The organism is Bacteroidia bacterium (assembly GCA_025056095.1).
Taxonomy (GTDB): domain Bacteria; phylum Bacteroidota; class Bacteroidia; order JANWVE01; family JANWVE01; genus JANWVE01.
This window is the reverse complement of sequence record JANWVW010000007.1, coordinates 16,180-32,757: the sequence shown is the minus strand read 5'-3', so window position 1 is coordinate 32,757 and position 16,578 is coordinate 16,180. Positions and strand designations below refer to the sequence as shown.

General features: G+C 37.0%; 15 protein-coding genes. 6 read left to right on the top strand and 9 right to left on the bottom strand.

The features are described 5' to 3' along the window. Positions 1 to 143: 143 nt before the first annotated feature. The 5 genes from NZ519_01245 to NZ519_01225 form a co-directional block, all read right to left on the bottom strand. Positions 144 to 431, bottom strand: coding sequence for a hypothetical protein (locus NZ519_01245; protein MCS7027365.1), 288 nt, complete (start codon positions 429 to 431; stop codon positions 144 to 146). 28 nt (positions 432 to 459) lie between these two features. After that, entirely contained in the window at positions 460 to 588 is a 129-nt protein-coding gene (locus tag NZ519_01240) for a hypothetical protein (protein MCS7027364.1), read from the bottom strand. A gap of 19 nt (positions 589 to 607) precedes the next feature. Further along, positions 608 to 1,741, bottom strand: a complete 1,134-nt coding sequence (locus tag NZ519_01235) for a site-specific DNA-methyltransferase (protein ID MCS7027363.1) — start codon at positions 1,739 to 1,741, stop codon at positions 608 to 610. A 34-nt stretch (positions 1,742 to 1,775) separates the two neighbouring features. Beyond that, complete coding sequence (locus NZ519_01230; protein ID MCS7027362.1) at positions 1,776 to 2,558, bottom strand: restriction endonuclease; 783 nt, start codon at positions 2,556 to 2,558, stop codon at positions 1,776 to 1,778. A 285-nt stretch (positions 2,559 to 2,843) separates the two neighbouring features. After that, positions 2,844 to 5,252: a Plug and carboxypeptidase regulatory-like domain-containing protein gene (locus NZ519_01225; GenBank protein MCS7027361.1), complete on the bottom strand. Its 2,409-nt coding sequence runs from the start codon at positions 5,250 to 5,252 to the stop codon at positions 2,844 to 2,846. Positions 5,253 to 5,299: 47 nt separating this feature from the next. On the opposite strand from NZ519_01225, the gene NZ519_01220 reads away from it, so the two are divergent. Then, positions 5,300 to 7,435: a hypothetical protein gene (locus tag NZ519_01220; GenBank protein ID MCS7027360.1), complete on the top strand. Its 2,136-nt coding sequence runs from the start codon at positions 5,300 to 5,302 to the stop codon at positions 7,433 to 7,435. A 6-nt stretch (positions 7,436 to 7,441) separates the two neighbouring features. Here NZ519_01220 and truA read toward each other — a convergent pair whose 3' ends face one another. Both truA and NZ519_01210 read right to left on the bottom strand, forming a co-directional pair. Then, a complete protein-coding gene (gene truA, locus NZ519_01215) occupies positions 7,442 to 8,203 on the bottom strand; it encodes a tRNA pseudouridine(38-40) synthase TruA (GenBank protein ID MCS7027359.1) in 762 nt (253 codons plus the stop codon). Between the two features lie 75 nt (positions 8,204 to 8,278). Beyond that, positions 8,279 to 9,547 (bottom strand): competence/damage-inducible protein A, encoded by a 1,269-nt coding sequence (locus NZ519_01210; GenBank protein MCS7027358.1) that lies wholly within the window; start codon positions 9,545 to 9,547, stop codon positions 8,279 to 8,281. Positions 9,548 to 9,648: 101 nt separating this feature from the next. On the opposite strand from NZ519_01210, the gene NZ519_01205 reads away from it, so the two are divergent. Beyond that, on the top strand, positions 9,649 to 11,058 hold the full coding sequence (locus NZ519_01205; GenBank protein MCS7027357.1) for an FAD-binding protein: 1,410 nt from the start codon (positions 9,649 to 9,651) through the stop codon (positions 11,056 to 11,058). A gap of 28 nt (positions 11,059 to 11,086) precedes the next feature. Here NZ519_01205 and NZ519_01200 read toward each other — a convergent pair whose 3' ends face one another. Together NZ519_01200 and NZ519_01195 are read right to left on the bottom strand one after the other, a co-directional pair. Then, complete coding sequence (locus tag NZ519_01200) at positions 11,087 to 11,209, bottom strand: hypothetical protein (GenBank protein ID MCS7027356.1); 123 nt, start codon at positions 11,207 to 11,209, stop codon at positions 11,087 to 11,089. A 15-nt stretch (positions 11,210 to 11,224) separates the two neighbouring features. Continuing rightward, positions 11,225 to 13,735, bottom strand: coding sequence for a DUF5686 and carboxypeptidase regulatory-like domain-containing protein (locus NZ519_01195; protein ID MCS7027355.1), 2,511 nt, complete (start codon positions 13,733 to 13,735; stop codon positions 11,225 to 11,227). 62 nt (positions 13,736 to 13,797) lie between these two features. On the opposite strand from NZ519_01195, the gene purQ reads away from it, so the two are divergent. From purQ to NZ519_01175, 4 genes are all read left to right on the top strand, one after another. After that, positions 13,798 to 14,484 carry a phosphoribosylformylglycinamidine synthase subunit PurQ gene (gene purQ, locus NZ519_01190; protein MCS7027354.1) on the top strand — a complete coding sequence of 229 codons (687 nt, stop codon included), beginning with the start codon at positions 13,798 to 13,800 and terminating at the stop codon, positions 14,482 to 14,484. Positions 14,485 to 14,487: 3 nt separating this feature from the next. Continuing rightward, on the top strand, positions 14,488 to 15,558 hold the full coding sequence (locus NZ519_01185) for a glycosyltransferase (protein MCS7027353.1): 1,071 nt from the start codon (positions 14,488 to 14,490) through the stop codon (positions 15,556 to 15,558). Next, positions 15,552 to 16,244, top strand: coding sequence for a sigma-70 family RNA polymerase sigma factor (locus NZ519_01180; GenBank protein MCS7027352.1), 693 nt, complete (start codon positions 15,552 to 15,554; stop codon positions 16,242 to 16,244). Before NZ519_01185 ends, NZ519_01180 begins: the two co-directional genes overlap by 7 nt. Before the next feature lie 121 nt (positions 16,245 to 16,365). After that, positions 16,366 to 16,506 (top strand): hypothetical protein, encoded by a 141-nt coding sequence (locus tag NZ519_01175; GenBank protein MCS7027351.1) that lies wholly within the window; start codon positions 16,366 to 16,368, stop codon positions 16,504 to 16,506. The last annotated feature ends 72 nt before the right edge of the window (positions 16,507 to 16,578 follow it).

Sequence of the window (16,578 nt, the reverse complement as noted above, 5' to 3'; positions counted from 1 at the left end):
CTGTTTTCGTATGTATTCTAATGCTTTGAACTTCATTGCCCATTCGTCATCGGAGAGAGCGTGTGGGTCAAGGTGGAGATAATACTGCAAAAGGGTATCTATAAGAACTATCCAGTGGGTATCAGGTTTGAAGTGGGTTTCACTTAAATTTTTTTTAGTTCCGCTTCTTTGACTTCAATGAGTTCGCCGAGCTTTTTGCACAGAGCAAAAAAGCAGGCGTCCTCGTCCATCAGTGAGGTGTCTCCGCCTAACCAGCAGTTTTTGAGAATAAACTCATTGTACTTGATGCTGTCATTGGCATATACGTTTGCTGCGCTGAGGATTTTACGGTCAGGCTTGCGAAGATAGCCGATTTTATCTTCTACGGTAACAGCATAGACTTCGCCGTATTTTTGTTTCCATTCCTGAATTTGTTTTTCGGTAATTTCCATATTGATAAATTAAAGGTTAAGAACAGGTTTAATGCTGTATGCGTGAGGCATGCGAAGGGCGTGCGTCAGCACGGTGCGCAGCGAAGCGCAGCACCGAAGCGAAAGCGTAGCCCGTAGCACGCCGACCTTGTGGGCATGAGCGCAAGCGAATGCCCACAAGGGCACGCCCAAAAAAATTAGCTGATTACCTCGCATCTTATTTTTTCATAGGTTGGTTTTGTGGTAAATATGTCTTCTGTCAGATTATCTAACTGCTGAATGCAAACTTTTATAGCCTGTTCAGATTGATCTATGCCTATCCAGTTTCTGCCCAAGTAATGAGCTACCTTTAAGGTAGTCCCTGAACCACAAAAACAATCTAATACATAACTATTTGGATTTGAAGACGTTCTGATGATAAGATTTAATAACTCCGCATTTTTTTCTGTCGGATATACAGGGTACTGAGGGTCTTTCATCTCCCAAACATCTTGTACCCTTTTTCCTTCCTGCTCATCTAAATAAATTTTCTTACGAGGATTGCCTGTATCTGACCACTCAATAAGTCCCTGCTTATCCCAAAGTTCTAAGGTATTTACATCCGTCCGCCAGTGCCTACCTTTAGGTGGAAGTAACCCCCTAAATGGCTGCGAAGTATAACCTTTTTGGGTTTCTCCTGGAGCATGTAAAGGAATAGTAGTGTAACGCCTGCCATCTTTGTCTATTTTAGGAAATAGTTTGATTTTGTCTTCTTCTGTGTATGGAAGCTTAGGTTCATTCCAAATAGGATTTTTGCCTTTTGAATAGAATAAAATCAAATCCTTGATATTACCGTAAGCTTTTCTGGCAAAATTTTTAGGATTGCACTTAATACGAGTAATGTCATTTCTAAAATTTTCTATGCCAAAAATTTCGTCCATTATAATTTTAACATAATGCCCTATTTTGTAGTCGGTATGTACGTAAATAGAGCCTTGCTCCGACAAAAGCATTTTTAACAAAATTAACCTCTCTCGCAAAAATTCTAAAAAAGCAGCGCCTTGCAACTTATCTGAATAAGCTACTTTTCCATTTTTTTCAGCACTAATGGTGCTAGTCCGTTCATCAGAAAAAGTAAAAATACTATTAGTAGCGAAAGGAGGATCAATGTAAATTAAATCAATCTTTCCTACAAATCCTTGTTTTTCTATCAGGTTTTTAATTACGAGTAGGTTCTCACCAAAAATTAGCTTATTCTTACTTTCTACATCGTTCTGTTTTATCCATTGGCTGTCAGGAATTTGTGCGTAAATTTCTTGTAATGTCTTTTTGTTAGGGTATTGTAAAAACATTGCTTTTGACTTGTACAAAAATAAACAAAAATTATCAAACTTGATACAAAAAATCACGCAATAATAAGGCACTCATGATATTGTATTCTTTGTATTTAGTGGTTAAATCTCGGTACATTTTGTGGTTTCCCTTTATGTACAATACTCCGTCAAGAATTGCAATTTTAATGGCTTTAACATCTGGCGTTTCTAAGGTTTTAATAGCATCTTCAAACTGTGCATTTTGATGCCCTCCAAAATCTGTAAGAAATTTAGCTTCACCTATGATATACTTTTTGTTAAACCTTGCTACAAAATCAAGCCCTTTTTCTCTATTGTAATTCAAAACCTTTCTACTAAATTCAGCTAATTCATAATCACTACCATCTAAGATTGCGTCCTCTTCTGAACTTATGAATTTTTTCAAACTTACAGGTTGTATCCCTAATGCCTTTTTATTTAGCCATCTACGAAAAAGTGGTCCAATTTGCCGATTAGTTTCTTTTGGTTCAGTACACTTTTCAAAGATTTTCTCGAGCCCCATTTCATATAACCGACCACAAATTCTATTTACGGTTTTAGGATTTCGTTCTATTGACCCAATATCTCGTTTAAGAAAAGCCACATAGCTATCTTTTATAGGAAATAAGTCCAAATTTAGAAGTTCCTTAATGAGTGCTACGTTGTCCTGACTTTTGAAAGCCAACTCTATTCTACTCCAATTTTCTTGCTCAATTTCTCTGATTCCTTCGGGAATAGTAGGGTAAACCTGAAATAAGTCATCTAAGTAAGATTTTTGATTTGCGTACTCAATACTTAATGCAGTCCAATAATTCATGGCTAGTTATACAAATTTACACATAATTTAGCTTGAAAATGTGTAATGCTGCTACTGATGGGAAAGAAAGTGGTTATATTTGTATCAGATTATCAAATTTTGTGATTTAGTTTGCGTGAGGCATGCGGAGGGCGTGCGTTAGCACGGTGCGGAGCGCAGCGTAGCACCGAAGCGATAGCGTAGCCCGTAGCACGCCGACCCGAGCGCAAGCGAGGGGCACGCCCAAAAAATAATCCATAAAAAGAAACTCAAAATATCTTACACAATGCCAAGCCTTAACAACACTCAAAACTTAACTTGCACACGCAAATTTAATAACCGCTGACTTAAATAATTAGGCACGCCAAACTGCGTTCCAAATACGTCCTCAATCCAAATGTAAGAAACAGTATTAGCAATTTGAAAAACATTAAACACTTCCAACCCTATCCAAATGGACTTTACCTTGCGTGTGTCATCATAAGAAATCAGTTTGCTGATACCTACATCCACTCTCCGATAAGCAGGCATGGTAAAAATGCTTCTAAAAGCAGGATTATTCGGCGGTCCAAAAGGCAAACCTGAGCCATATATCAAAGCTAAATTGGCTTTTATAGTAGGATTTTTAGGTAAATAATCCTGAAAAACAATCTGTGCCGTTACGGTTTGATTAGTAGGGCGAAGGATGTACCCACGTTCATTGCCTTGAATATCTTTATCCCCTTGAATGTCTTCCTTAGTTTGCATAATACTAAGCGAAAACCAACTTTCTACGGTTCGCACAAATTCTCCATTGATACGAAAATCAAAACCTGTGGCATACCCGCGAGCATTATTTTGTGCAAAATAGCGAATACGAACGTTTTCAATATCATACGGAATAAGGTTAAAGAGCTGTTTGTAATAAGCTTCAGCCATAATTTTGAAGGGTCTATTCCAAATTTTGAGGTTATAGGTAGTTCCTGCAATGTAGTGTATAGAAGTTTGCGCCCGAATTTGAGGGTTAAGCACTCCTGAACGATTGCGCAGTTCTCTGTAAAAAGGGGGCTGCTGATATAAGCCCGTAGCAACTCTGAACTCTATCCCCACAGGAATGGTATCCCCTGTTTTTTTGATGCGTTTCCAATGCTGCGGCGTATAAGTAAACTGCACTCTTGGACTAAACAAAAGCTGATGGTTGTAACTCCAATAGTTAGTCCTTGCACCTACACAAACTTGAACTACATTTTGTTGTGTAGTCCTATCTCTCCAAAAACGCTTATATTGAGCATACCCCTGCCATCGCACAGTTTGAAGGGTAATGTTTGTTTTAAGATATTCCCCCATACTAACAAAATCTGCCGAGTCTACGGCGTTCCACTCTTTCAAAGTATCAAAAATGAGGTTTTGCTCAGCACGCGTACCGAATTCTACTTTGTGTCTTACACTATCATCGACCCATGCTGCTTTATAGTCCCCTGCTATAACCTGAACATTTAAAAAATTCCGCGCATGCTGGTAGTACGTACCAATTCCACGATTAAATATGCATTCATTGAATCCTTCATTACCTAAGTTTGCATTAACATCACAAAGTCTGTATCCCCCTTCTACATCAAAAACTTCACTTTCTTTGGAAAAATAAGTGCTGACAATCCATTTATGTGTCCAATTAAAGTTAGGTTTGTAAGTGCCTACTATTCCGTTAAGAAAAGTGCTATATCGGGCAAATTCTTGTCCTTCAAAAGCTACGAATAAACGCAGTACATTTTTTATTGTGCCAAAAGTAGTTTCTCGGTTAGTGGGATAAAATTGATAATTATTGCGTGCATACGTATTGAGCATGCCTAAGGAGAATTTTTGTGCAGGTTTGTATTCTATCCACGATTGGATATCGGTAAAAGTAGGTTGGTAGTTTCCTTTGGTATCCAGAGAGTTGAGCAAATACCGAGTGCTAGCATAACGTACACCTAAAAGATATGATAATTTTTCGTTTTTAGTTCTGTTTTCTACGTGGATATTTGCACCTAACACGCCTAATTGGACTGAACCTGCTAATTTTTCAGGTTTTTTATATTCTACGGCTAATACAGAAGACATTTTATCGCCATATTTACTTTCAAAGCCGCCCGTACTGAAATAAATACTTTCTGTAAGGTCAGGGTTGACGAAGCCTAATCCTTCCTGTTGCCCGCTGCGTATCATAAAAGGTCTGTAAACTTCTATGTCATTGACATAAATGAGATTTTCATCAAAATTGCCCCCGCGTACAGAGTATTGTGAGCTAAATTCGTTATTACTAACTACGCCTGGTAAGTACCTTAACATCTTTTCTATTCCTCCCGCAGGAATAGGCATAACCTCAATATCTTTGGTTTTAAGGTCAAAATTATCATTACTTTGAGACTTGACTTGGACTGTACCTGTGTGAATCGCTTCATCTACCATTACCATGTTTTTTACTTGCTTCTCTGCTTTGCGCAGTATAGCTTGGTAAAGTTCAGTTTTTTTACCTGTAAGTTTATAGACAATCCAATGCGTACCTGGGGGTAAAATAAGTTTGTAATATCCATTTGTGTCTGAAGTTGTAGCAAAATTGAGAGAGTCCTGTAAATACACGCTTACACCAGGTATAGGTTTGTTGTTGATATCCGTGATTTTACCTTCTAATGAACTTTGCGTAAAAGAGTATGTAACCAGTAGAAACAAATATACACTTAATAAAAAAATCCGCATGCTTTTGCAAAGTAAGTAAAAAAACTTTATTTTTGCTATGAAATAATATGAAACCGAAATTTTTACCTCTTGCTGCTCTTGTTTTTTTCAGTCTGTTTTTAGGTTTATCAGGTTGTAAATATAGCACTAAAAATTTAGAAAATCCGCAGTGGGAAAGTAATGCTTTAACCCCATTAGTAACTACACGTTTAACGATGCAAAACTTGGTAGGGGATACTTCCCTTAAAGTAGAGGGGGATAACTCGCTTACCTACGTACACAAGCAAACTTTGTTAGATATACCCCTGAAAAAGTATCTTTCTATTCCTGATACAGAGTTGGTACAGTATGCCAAGTTAGACTCACTCAAACTTTCTTCAAAAACAGTTACTTATCAGTACACATTAGGAAGGTTTGCTAGGGACTTGATTGCAACAGGAACGCCTTCAAATATATTTTTAGGAAATGCTATAATAGCCAGTCATGGGAGCACTATTCCTAACATTCCTGCGCTTAGCTACACTGCAGGACCCACTTCCCCATGGTCAGAATTTAATGCTACCTCTTTGTTTAAGACCGCCAAGCTCAAAACAGGATTTTTAGAAATTAAGATGGAGAACCACTTTCCTATAGAGATACAAAATTTGAGTTTTGAACTACGAAATAAAACAGATAAGGCTACTATTGCAAACGTAGTCGTTCCTTATGCCTTAGAAGCAGATACAGGAACGTATAAACATACGGAGAACCTTGCAGGTAAAACCATAGAAGGGCTTATGGAAGGGCAGGTAAAAACTATGCAAGTACCTGCATCCACAAATGTTCCTATTGATACAAATAAAGCTATTATTATACATTTGAAAGCATACGATTTACAAGCTGAAAAAGCCACAGCAATATTCCCTACTCAATACTTGAAAAATGATAGAAAGTTTATCGTGTACAACATGGCTGGAAACAACATTACTAAAATTAAAGTAAAAACGGGCAAAATTAGAATAAAAGCCGAGTCAGCCTTGGAGGACACGATGCATATTTTATTTTCTGTTCCAAAAGCCATTAAAGATGGTGATTCTTTAATTGCTATCGCAAAAGTGCCACCTGCTCCCCCTGGGGGCGTACGAGTAGATACCACTACTGCGTATATTGATGGATATGAAATAGACTATACTTACAACGAGCATGGAGGACCAGGTAATACTGTCAACACTTTTGAACAAATATTCAAAGTAAGAATAGATTCTACAGGTATAGAGCGAACAATTGATATATCAGACAGTGTGAAGGTAACTTATGGATTGTATGACGTAGTTCCTGAATATGCCGAAGGGTGGTTTATAAATAAAACTATTAACATAGAACCTGGTAGCGTGGATTTCGCCTTTTTCAACAAAATTAAGGCAGGTACCTTTGACTTTCAAAACATCAACATGGATCTGACCGTAGAAAATTCTATTGGCGTAAATGCTAACCTTTATATAGCAGGTAAAATTAAAGGAGTTAATACTAGAACAGGAAATGTAGTAACCTTAACCTCTCCTGTGATAGATAATCCTATTACTATCTACGGACCTACTCTCTCCCAACCAGGGCAAACCATCACTAATACTTATAGCATTAACAAAAGTAACTCCAATATTCAAGCCTTTTTGAATAATCTGCCCAATAAAATTACTTACGAAGGTGTAGCTAAAATGAATGAAGGCGTACCTAGCACTTCTTACACTAACCACGCGTTTCATAACAGTCGAGTAAAAGCAGATTTGCTTATCAACATTCCTCTTAATGGGGTTGCAGATCATTTAACCTTAGTAGATACCTCCAACATTAGCTTTGCTAATACAGGCGGATTAGAAATTGCCGAAGGTACGCTTAAACTTATGATAGACAATAAATTTCCTTTTTCAGCAGCTATTCAAGCTTATTTTTTGGATGCAAATAAGCAAATCATAGATTCTCTATTTGCTAATGGACCTAAAGTTGCCCAAGCAGGTAAAGATAATGGTGCAGGTCTCATTACTGAACCTAATCGCACAATTATGCCTGCCTACTTCAATAAAGATAGAATGGCACGTATCCGCACTAGCAAGAAAGTGGTATTCAAAATTGTACTCAATACTGTTAATGGTACAAAAATTTACAGTGATTATGGTATTGACCTAAAAATTATTGGCGATTTCAAATATACTTCTTCTACAAGGTAACGATTTTCATTTCCAGCAAGGAAATTGATTCCAATCCCAAGGGTAAGCTACTTCTGTCAAAAATAAACCTTCGGCAGGTGCAGAGTACTTAGCTTCTCTTCTATTCTGGCTGTATGTAATTTCTTCAAGCTGGGTAAGAGTAATTTTTTCCTCGCCCAACTCTATAAGCGTACCTACAATAGCTCGTACCATTCCATATAAAAAACGGTTGGATGAAATGTAAAAAATAAGATGCTTAGGTGCTATTTCTTTCCAATAGGCATATCTCAGTTTGCAAATGTAACTTTTAGTTTCAGATTTTACTTTGCAAAATGACTTAAAATTAGACTGGGATAGCAAAAAATTGGCGCCTTGATTCATCAATTCAATATTTAATGGGCGAGTTAAAAAGTATGCTCTTTGATATAAAAAAGGGTCTTTTTGCTGTATTACATGATATTCATAACTTCGGTATATAGCATCAAAACGGGCATGAAAAGTATCAGGAACCTGGTAAATAACTTGAACAGCAATATCATTAGGTAAAATTCCATTCAATTGACGCACTATGTTTTTAGGTAAAGGTAAGCTATACTCAAAATGACAAAATTGTTGTTTAGCATGTACTCCTGTGTCTGTTCTGCTTGAACTTACTGTTTCTATTTCTTCTTTCAACACTATGGAAAGCGCTTGGTCTAATTTATTTTGCACAGAAACTGCATTTTTTTGACTTTGCCAACCTGCATACCTTGTTCCAACGTAAGAAAGTTGTATAGCGTACTTGGGCATAGCACAAAGGTATCAACCTTTTTTACTTTTTGAAATACAATAAAAAAATAGGATTAAGTTTAAGATGCCTTGATGCTAATTTACATTTCCGTGTTTTTGTACCAAATGCTTTCGGGCTATATCTAATGCCATTAAAGCAGCTCTTTGAATGTTACGTAGTCTATCCTTTTCAAACACAAAACGTTTAGCAAAACTTATATCTTTATCTGCGTAACCTATCCAAACTGTACCTACGGGATTCTCTGTTGTACCTCCATCAGGTCCTGCTATTCCTGTGGTGCTAATAGCCACATCAGTTTGTAGGCGTTTTCTCACGCCCTCTGCCATTTGAATAGCTACTTTTTCGCTTACTACACTATATTCAGCTATATCTTTTGGATTAACATTAAGCTGTGCTATTTTGACCTGTGTATCGTAAGATACAATACTTCCCTTGAAATATACAGAACTGCCTGGTACAGAGGTAATTAAATGTGCAACATAACCACCTGTACAACTTTCCGCAGTCGATATAGTCAGTTTTTTTTGTTGTAAAATTTCTCCTACAATTCCTTGTAAAGTAACATTATCACCTACGCCTACTACGGCATCACCAAAAATTGATCTTATCTCTTTTTCTATCTCTAAGCATTGCTTTTTAAGTTCATTTTCTTGACTACCTACTGCCGTAAAGCGCAGTTGTACTATTCCAATTTGGGGCAAATAAGCTAATTGAATATGCTGTGGTAGCTCTTTCTCTACCTTTTCTAACTTTTCTGCAATGTAGCTTTCTCCCAAGGATGCTATCCAAATTCTATGATGATAGATAACTTGTTCAGCAAACCGTTTTTTGAGTTCAGGTAAAACAAAAGACTGCATCATTTCTTTCATCTCATACGGTACCCCAGGCATAGAGACATAAATAGTCCCATTTTCTTCAAACCACATTCCAGGGGCTACCCCCACAGAGTTAAAAATACAAGTACAGTTGGTAGGTAAATCTGCTTGGGACTCCATTGCAGCATTTAGAGCTCTATTTCTACGCAAGTAAATTTCCCTAATATGTGTTAATACGTTCTCATTTCGGACTACTCCTACATTAAAGTATTCACATAAAGCCTTTTTAGTAACATCATCGCTTGTGGCGCCTAACCCTCCTGTAATTAAAATTACATCAGATCGCTGTGCTATTTCGCTCAAAGTATTTTTGATAATCTCTTTATTGTCTGTAATTGTGGTATGTCTATGAACTTTTAGACCAATCTCATTTAATTTTTCGCCTATCCAAGCAGCATTTGTGTTAATGGTCTGTCCGATGAGAATTTCTTCCCCTATGGTAAGAATTTCTATTTCTATTGGTTTCACAAGGTAAAGATATAAAACTTGATAATACTACTCTTCAAAAATTATCACGCTGAACTTTTACTACTTAACAACGTATAGAATTTCTATAAGTATATTTGTGTATGCCTATTGGGTATCACAAGGTAGATAGCAGTGATATAGCTTATTTTGAAAAGATTGTAGGTTCAAAAGAGATTATTTTGCCTAATCAAGAGAAGTATGAAAAGTATTTATCTGACCATACGGAAGATTATGTTTTTTATCCTGATATTGTTTTGAAGCCTAACACAGTGGAGCAGGTTTCGCAAATTTTGTCTTATTGTAACGAAAAAAAAATTCCTGTAACTGCGCGTGGAGCAGGCACGGGGCTAAGTGGAGGTTCTCTATGTGTATGCGGAGGAGTGTGTTTGAGTGTAGAAAATTTTAATCGGATTATAGAAATAGACACGTCTAACTTTCAAGCTGTTGTAGAACCAGGCGTTATTACACAAGTTTTTCAAGAAGCAGTAATAGAAAAAGGTTTATTTTACCCCCCTGACCCTTCTAGCAGGGGAAGCTGTTTTATGGGCGGGAATATTGCTCATAATTCTGGAGGTCCAAGAGCGGTAAAGTATGGTGTAGTCAAAGATTATATTTTAGGCTTAGAGGTCGTTTTAGCTGATGGAAGTGTCATTCAAACGGGAGCAAGAACTTTGAAAAATTCCACAGGTTACAATTTAACGGCTTTAATTATAGGTTCGGAAGGCACATTGGGAATAGTTACTAAAATTTTTGTCAAACTCATTCCATATCCTAAATTTAGACTTTGTTTGTTAGTTCCTTTTTATCAAGAGTTGCAGGCTTGTGATGCTGTGGCAGCTATTTTTCACGCAGGGATTATCCCTTCTGCGTTAGAGTTTATGGAGTACGAAGCTATACAGTGGGCGCAGCAATACACAGGTATTCAAATGTTTAATGATTCAGATATACGTGCCCATTTGCTCATTGAAGTAGATGGGAATAATTTAGAAAATTTGTACCAAGACTGCGAGCAGATACACAAAGTGTTGGAAAATTATCAAATAGGTCAAGTTTTGTTTGCCGATAGTGCAGATACTCAAACACATCTTTGGAAGCTGCGCAGAAGCATCGGTGAAGCAGTTAAACGAAATTCTATTTACAAAGAAGAGGATACCGTAGTGCCGCGAGCAAAATTAGCAACTTTGCTTCAAGGCGTAAAGGAAATAGGTAGAAGGTATGAATTTCGTTCTATTTGTTATGGTCATGCAGGTGATGGAAATTTACACATCAATATTGTAAAAGAAAACATGTCTGATGAAAAGTGGAAAAATGTTTTACCAAAGGCAATAAGAGAAATATTTGAGCTATGTCATTCTTTGGGGGGAACTATTTCAGGCGAGCATGGTATTGGCTATGTTCAAAGACCTTATTTAGATATTGTTTTTGACCCTGTACAAATTAACTTGATGAAAAAAATTAAGTCTGCTTTTGACCCTAATCATATTCTCAACCCTGAAAAAATATTTTTGTAGTAAAAAGTCTGTTCTGATTGGTAGTTTTTTATGTTTCTTTTTTGGGCGTGCCCCTTGCTGACGCAAGGGTCGGGGCATTCCGCACGTAGCCCGTAGCACGCCGACCTTGCCCACACAAGCGCAAGCGAAGTGTGGGCAAGGACACGCCCAAAAAAACAAATTATCATTAAAAACTGACTGCGGCTTGAATTTGTACGCCAAAATTAGCCCTGTTAGGAATTCGGTTAGTTAAGCGCCACACAAAATCCACTCTAAGTACTTTGAGAATATTCTCAATGCCGCAACCTGCTTCTATGTATAGCCCACTAGGTGCTCGTAAGGGCTGTAAAGAAACAAGAGTCATCGCTCTATTAGCTGGGGTAAGCGAACCTTCTGCAATGTGCAAAGTCCAAAACTCACGAAGTTTAAGCCATTTAAGCACAGGAATTCTATTCATAATGATGCCCTCTAAATGATGCTCCATAATTAACGTACTGTACCTATCAGCTACAAACTCATTTACATTCATGAGATTAAAGCCATCAGAAAGATGAATGAAAGTTACATTTCCTTTAAGAACGTGTAAAAGCGGAAAAGGCACAGTACCAAAGAGCTTGCCCGATGAAGCATAATAGCGAATAAAACCAAAAGGTGGTGTCCTCACACGTTGTGTAACTGCTATACTAATTTTTTGATATTCAAAATCACTTCCCCAAACGTTGCGAATCCCTGCACTAAGCGTAGTATAAATAACAGGATATTTATTAGCAATTACTACTCTATCTCTTCCTTTGCCCATAAATTTCTCTTTGAAAGAGAATCGCCCTTCTAGTTGAAGTTCGGCGTTAAAATAGGTAGTGCGAAAGGTAGTTGTGCCTTTTTCTTTGTACTCAAATAAGAAAGGATAACTTGGTTCAAAAGTCTTGGTCAGAGCGTTGAGTGTAAGGTCTATGCCATTGACAGGGCGCGTTTTGAAATAAATTTTATTTTCCGTGTAATAGTTAAGTCCTTCTAAATCCGTTCTTCTGAAAAAGGGGGCTAAAATGTTAGTTTGTGCCAAAGTAAAACCTTGAATTCCTGGTGTTTCTATATCTCGTGTATGCGAATAGCCTAATAGTAACCACGGTTGAGTAGAAAACTCATAGTCTGCCAATCCTTGATATTTCCATTGTTTATCCTTAAAGCCATAAGCTGCGTAGGTATAGACAAAAAGTTTTTTTACTGCACTAGTAGTTTTGACCCCTAATCGCACTCTAAGCCCCTCTAAACCATTTAAAGAAGCCAAAGTATAAAAAGGACCTATGGCAAGGTATTTTCCTAACCTTATCCTACCACTACTTAAAAAGCGATAAGTTTTAATGTAAATTTGTACAAAGTTGAGCGTAGCCAAAGTATCAATCAAGCCAAAACCTAACTTTTCCTTTTTGCTCAATGTGTCTTTGCGATATTTGTTCCAAAAGGTAGTATCATCCTCGGCGATTTTTTTGGCATTTTCATCCAAAGCAAATAATTCCCCATCAAAAAACGAATTCGGTTTAGGATTATCAAATTTGTAGTCAAAGAAATATGAAACGGTTCGTGCAGAAACTCCATAGCCCTTGTATTTCTGACGAATCCCCATGCTGCTCTCAAATCGCTTAGGTACGTAATAACCATTGACATACTCAAACTCTTGCTTTGTATTCAAGTTTTCTATGAAGTTGATATTAGCTTTGTCAGGTACAGTGAGATCGAGTTTAGTCAATGCCCAAGTTTTGCTGTTAATTTCAATAATTCCATGAAAGACTAAGTCTCTTGGCGTTTTTGCATATACTCTAATGCGATAAGTAGAATCGCCAGGAGCATGGATAATAGTATCCAACTGTTCATATACACAAAAAGCAAAGCATCCATCTGCAATGGGGCTCATAAAACTTTTATCCAAGATTGTTACATAGTTCTCATAAAAATTGAGGTCAAGATTTGCCAAAGATAGGAAATTCATAGTTTCTTGGTCAAAAGAGCCTGAGCTTCGGCTGGCTTTAAGAATTTCTTTGCGCATATTCGGCGCTTTGACATAGTTATCGGTTACACTCTCTCGGATAAAGACAACCATGCTTGTCCGTGAAGTATCTGTGAAGGTAGAGTCTACCAAAGTTTTGAGAAGTTTTTCTTTTGCAGGCTTGACTAAACGTTGCTCAAAAAATTTTTTATCCAAACCATCCAACTGTACACTCAATTTGTGATATGCTGTAAATTGCATGTACGGAATCAGCCTGTTGTTTTTTTTGCGGTTTTCATTTGCTAGTCGAATAATTCGGTAAGCAGGATTTTCTTTAGCCCGAACTACAATTTCGCTTAGCGTAATTCCTGCTTTGTCTTCAACAATCAGTATTTCCCAATCTGTAATGTTCTTTCCTGCCACTTTGAACGGTACAGACTTATTTTTGTATCCTATCCATTGTGTGAGTAAAGTGTATCTGCCATTAGGTAAAGTAGTTTTGAACTTACCATCCGCATCGGTTTCTAAATTGACAACAATATTTTGAGCAGAGTCTAAAATGGAAATTCCTACAAATGGCATGACTTCTTTAGTCGCAGAGTCTTTGATAATCCCTGCCACTTCGTACTTTTTTTGTGCAAAACAAGGCAAGGCAAACAAAATAAAAACTAAAAAAAGATGGAGTATAGAAATGCAGAAATAACCGTGTCTTTTCACGTTTATGAGCAAAATAGCAAACAAAAATAATAGAGTTTTTGAAAAAATACTACTTTTGCCCAATGAAATTTGGAGTAGTAGTCTTTCCAGGTTCTAACTGCGACCAAGATGTGGTAGAAGCTATACAGCACTTTATTCAGCAAGATTGCGTCAAATTATGGCATAAAAACACTGACTTACAAAATTGCGATGTGGTTATATTACCTGGCGGCTTTTCGTATGGGGATTATTTACGTTCAGGTGCGATTGCTCGTTTCTCACCTATTATGAAAGAAGTAGTTCGTTTTGCTAATCAAGGTGGAATTGTAATAGGTATATGTAACGGTTTCCAAATAGCCACAGAAGCAGGACTACTCCCAGGGGCATTGCTACGAAATATAGATCAAAAATTCTGTTGCAAAAATGTGTATATCAAACCTGTTCATACTCAAAGTAAATTTACCTGCAAAATGCAAATAGATAAAGCCTATAAAATTCCTATCGCGCATGCAGAAGGTAGATACTATGTAGATGAAGAAACGCTCAAAAGTCTACAAGATAACGGACAAATTTTGTTTCAATACTGCGATGAAAAAGGTCATGTTAATGAAGCTGCCAATCCGAATGGTTCTTTGCTAAACATAGCAGGAATATGCAATAAAAAAGGTAATGTCATGGGAATGATGCCTCATCCCGAACGCGCGGTAGATAAAGATACTTACAACACAGATGGTATGGATATATTCCTATCTTTACTTGAAAAAGTGTAGTACATGCTGTTGACTTTTGTACTTTTATGGATAAGCGTGTATAGCCTTTTATTTTGGCTTGCCTTTGGTATTCAAAAAGAGTACGTAAGCAATTTCAGTCCGCCTGTTTCTGTATTGATAGCAGCTAAAAATGAAGCCCATAACCTTGAAAAACATTTGCCTGCCATTTTAACTCAGAACTATCCGCAGTTTGAAGTTATTATAGCAGTCAATCAAACTGATGATAACACAATACAAGTCCTTCAAAATTTACAAAAAAAGTATCCCCATTTGCGGTGGATAGAAATTAAACATATTCCTGCTAACCTATCGCCCAAAAAATATGCACTTACGCAAGCCATTGAGCACTCACTGTATTCATATTTAGTATGTACAGATGCCGATTGCTTACCTAACAGTTCAGAATGGTTAAAAATGATGATGTTTCCCTTTTCGTGTCCAAAAGTAGAGGTAGTATTAGGTTATAGCCCTTATTTGTATCAAAATACATGGTTAAGTGCATGGATTCAATACGAAACTACACTCACTGCTTTACAGTATTTGGGATTAGCTCGTTTAGGTCTGCCGTACATGGGCGTAGGTAGAAACATTGCTTATACAAAGTCGTTGTTTTATCAACACACGTTCAAAAAGCATCAGCATATTTATTCAGGTGATGATGATTTATTCGTAAATCAAGCAGCAAACCGAAAAAACGTAGCTATTCAAACTCATCCTAAATCTTGGATGTGGTCTGTTCCACCTAAAAATTGGCAAAAGTGGTACCAACAAAAAACAAGACATATTTCTACGGGAAAGCATTATAAGGCTTTTCATTTGTTCATACTTGGCATGTTAGCCCTCTTAAATGTGCTCTTACCTTTTTTTGCATTTTCGTATTTCTTAAAACCAGAAAATTTTTATATTTTTGCATTACCTTTTGTAGGAGTTTATCTGATTATCGCACTATTTTACACACGGCTTAAACTGCCAAAACATTTCACTTATCTCATCTTTTTACCTTTTTTATATAGTGTATATCAGATAATCTTCAGCATAAAGGGAGCTTTTGCTAAACCCAAAACAACATGGTAACCTTAGAAGACAATCTTAATCCTTTGAATTTCGATGATGAAAGTACTTATTTTGAAGAAGAAGATTTGACAACAGAGGACGCACACGCTAATTTATCTGCTAAAGCCAAAGAAGACATAGCTCTTATCAAGCAAGCCGTAGAACAGGGCGATGAAAAAGCCTACGAAAAGCTCATGAACCGCTATAAAAAGTCTGTCTATTTTATGCTACTCAAAATGACTCAAAACAAAGACGACGCCGAAGACCTAACTATGGAATCTTTTGCCAAAGCCTTCAAGTCTTTACATAAATTTAACCCAAAGTATGCTTTCTCAACTTGGTTATTCAAGATAGCTTCTAACAACTGCATTGATTACATCCGTAGAAACAAAATGAAAACACTTTCCATTAACAACCCCTTAGAAACAGACAACGGAACCATTGATAATTTTGACCTGCCTGATAACCTAGAACTTCCTGATGAGTACGCAAACCGAATGGATAAGGCTAAATTCTTACGCAGTGTAGTAGAAAGTCTACCTAAAACCTACTCTACTTTAATCAAACTTCGCTATTACGAGGAACTCTCTTATGAAGAAATTGCCCAAATAATTGGAGTACCTATTGGTACAATAAAAGCCCAGTTGCATAGGGCAAGAGAGCTAATGTACAAAGCCTTATCTAAACAAAAACATAAGCTAACCTAAACTTTTACTAAACTGCTTGTATTAACCAATTTGCACGATTTTTTGATGATTCTTTTTGTGGAAAAGCATTGGCTGTAATTAAATAAATTAAAAGAACGAATGTAATATAATTTTTTTGGGCGTGCCCTTGTGGGCGTTTCGCTTGCGCTCATGCCCACAAGGTCGGCGTGCTACGGGCTACGTGCGGAATGCCCCGACCCTTGCGTCAGCAAGGGGCACGCCCAAAAAAATAACTTTAAGAATAAGCTTTACATCACGATGAATGGTACTAAATAAAAGCTAATAATAATCTAAATGCAAAGTCCCTCCTACAAGAACATGATCATTAAACCGC

Excerpts from the sequence above, each read along its gene's own strand:
- NZ519_01245 (MCS7027365.1), bottom strand. The coding sequence starts at position 431 with ATGGAAATTACCGAAAAACAAATTCAGGAATGGAAACAAAAATACGGC.
- NZ519_01235 (MCS7027363.1), bottom strand. The coding sequence starts at position 1,741 with ATGTTTTTACAATACCCTAACAAAAAGACATTACAAGAAATTTACGCA.
- NZ519_01230 (MCS7027362.1), bottom strand. The coding sequence starts at position 2,558 with ATGAATTATTGGACTGCATTAAGTATTGAGTACGCAAATCAAAAATCT.
- NZ519_01225 (MCS7027361.1), bottom strand. The coding sequence starts at position 5,252 with ATGCGGATTTTTTTATTAAGTGTATATTTGTTTCTACTGGTTACATAC.
- NZ519_01220 (MCS7027360.1), top strand. The coding sequence starts at position 5,300 with ATGAAACCGAAATTTTTACCTCTTGCTGCTCTTGTTTTTTTCAGTCTG.
- truA (MCS7027359.1), bottom strand. The coding sequence starts at position 8,203 with ATGCCCAAGTACGCTATACAACTTTCTTACGTTGGAACAAGGTATGCA.
- NZ519_01205 (MCS7027357.1), top strand. The coding sequence starts at position 9,649 with ATGCCTATTGGGTATCACAAGGTAGATAGCAGTGATATAGCTTATTTT.
- purQ (MCS7027354.1), top strand. The coding sequence starts at position 13,798 with ATGAAATTTGGAGTAGTAGTCTTTCCAGGTTCTAACTGCGACCAAGAT.
- NZ519_01185 (MCS7027353.1), top strand. The coding sequence starts at position 14,488 with ATGCTGTTGACTTTTGTACTTTTATGGATAAGCGTGTATAGCCTTTTA.
- NZ519_01180 (MCS7027352.1), top strand. The coding sequence starts at position 15,552 with ATGGTAACCTTAGAAGACAATCTTAATCCTTTGAATTTCGATGATGAA.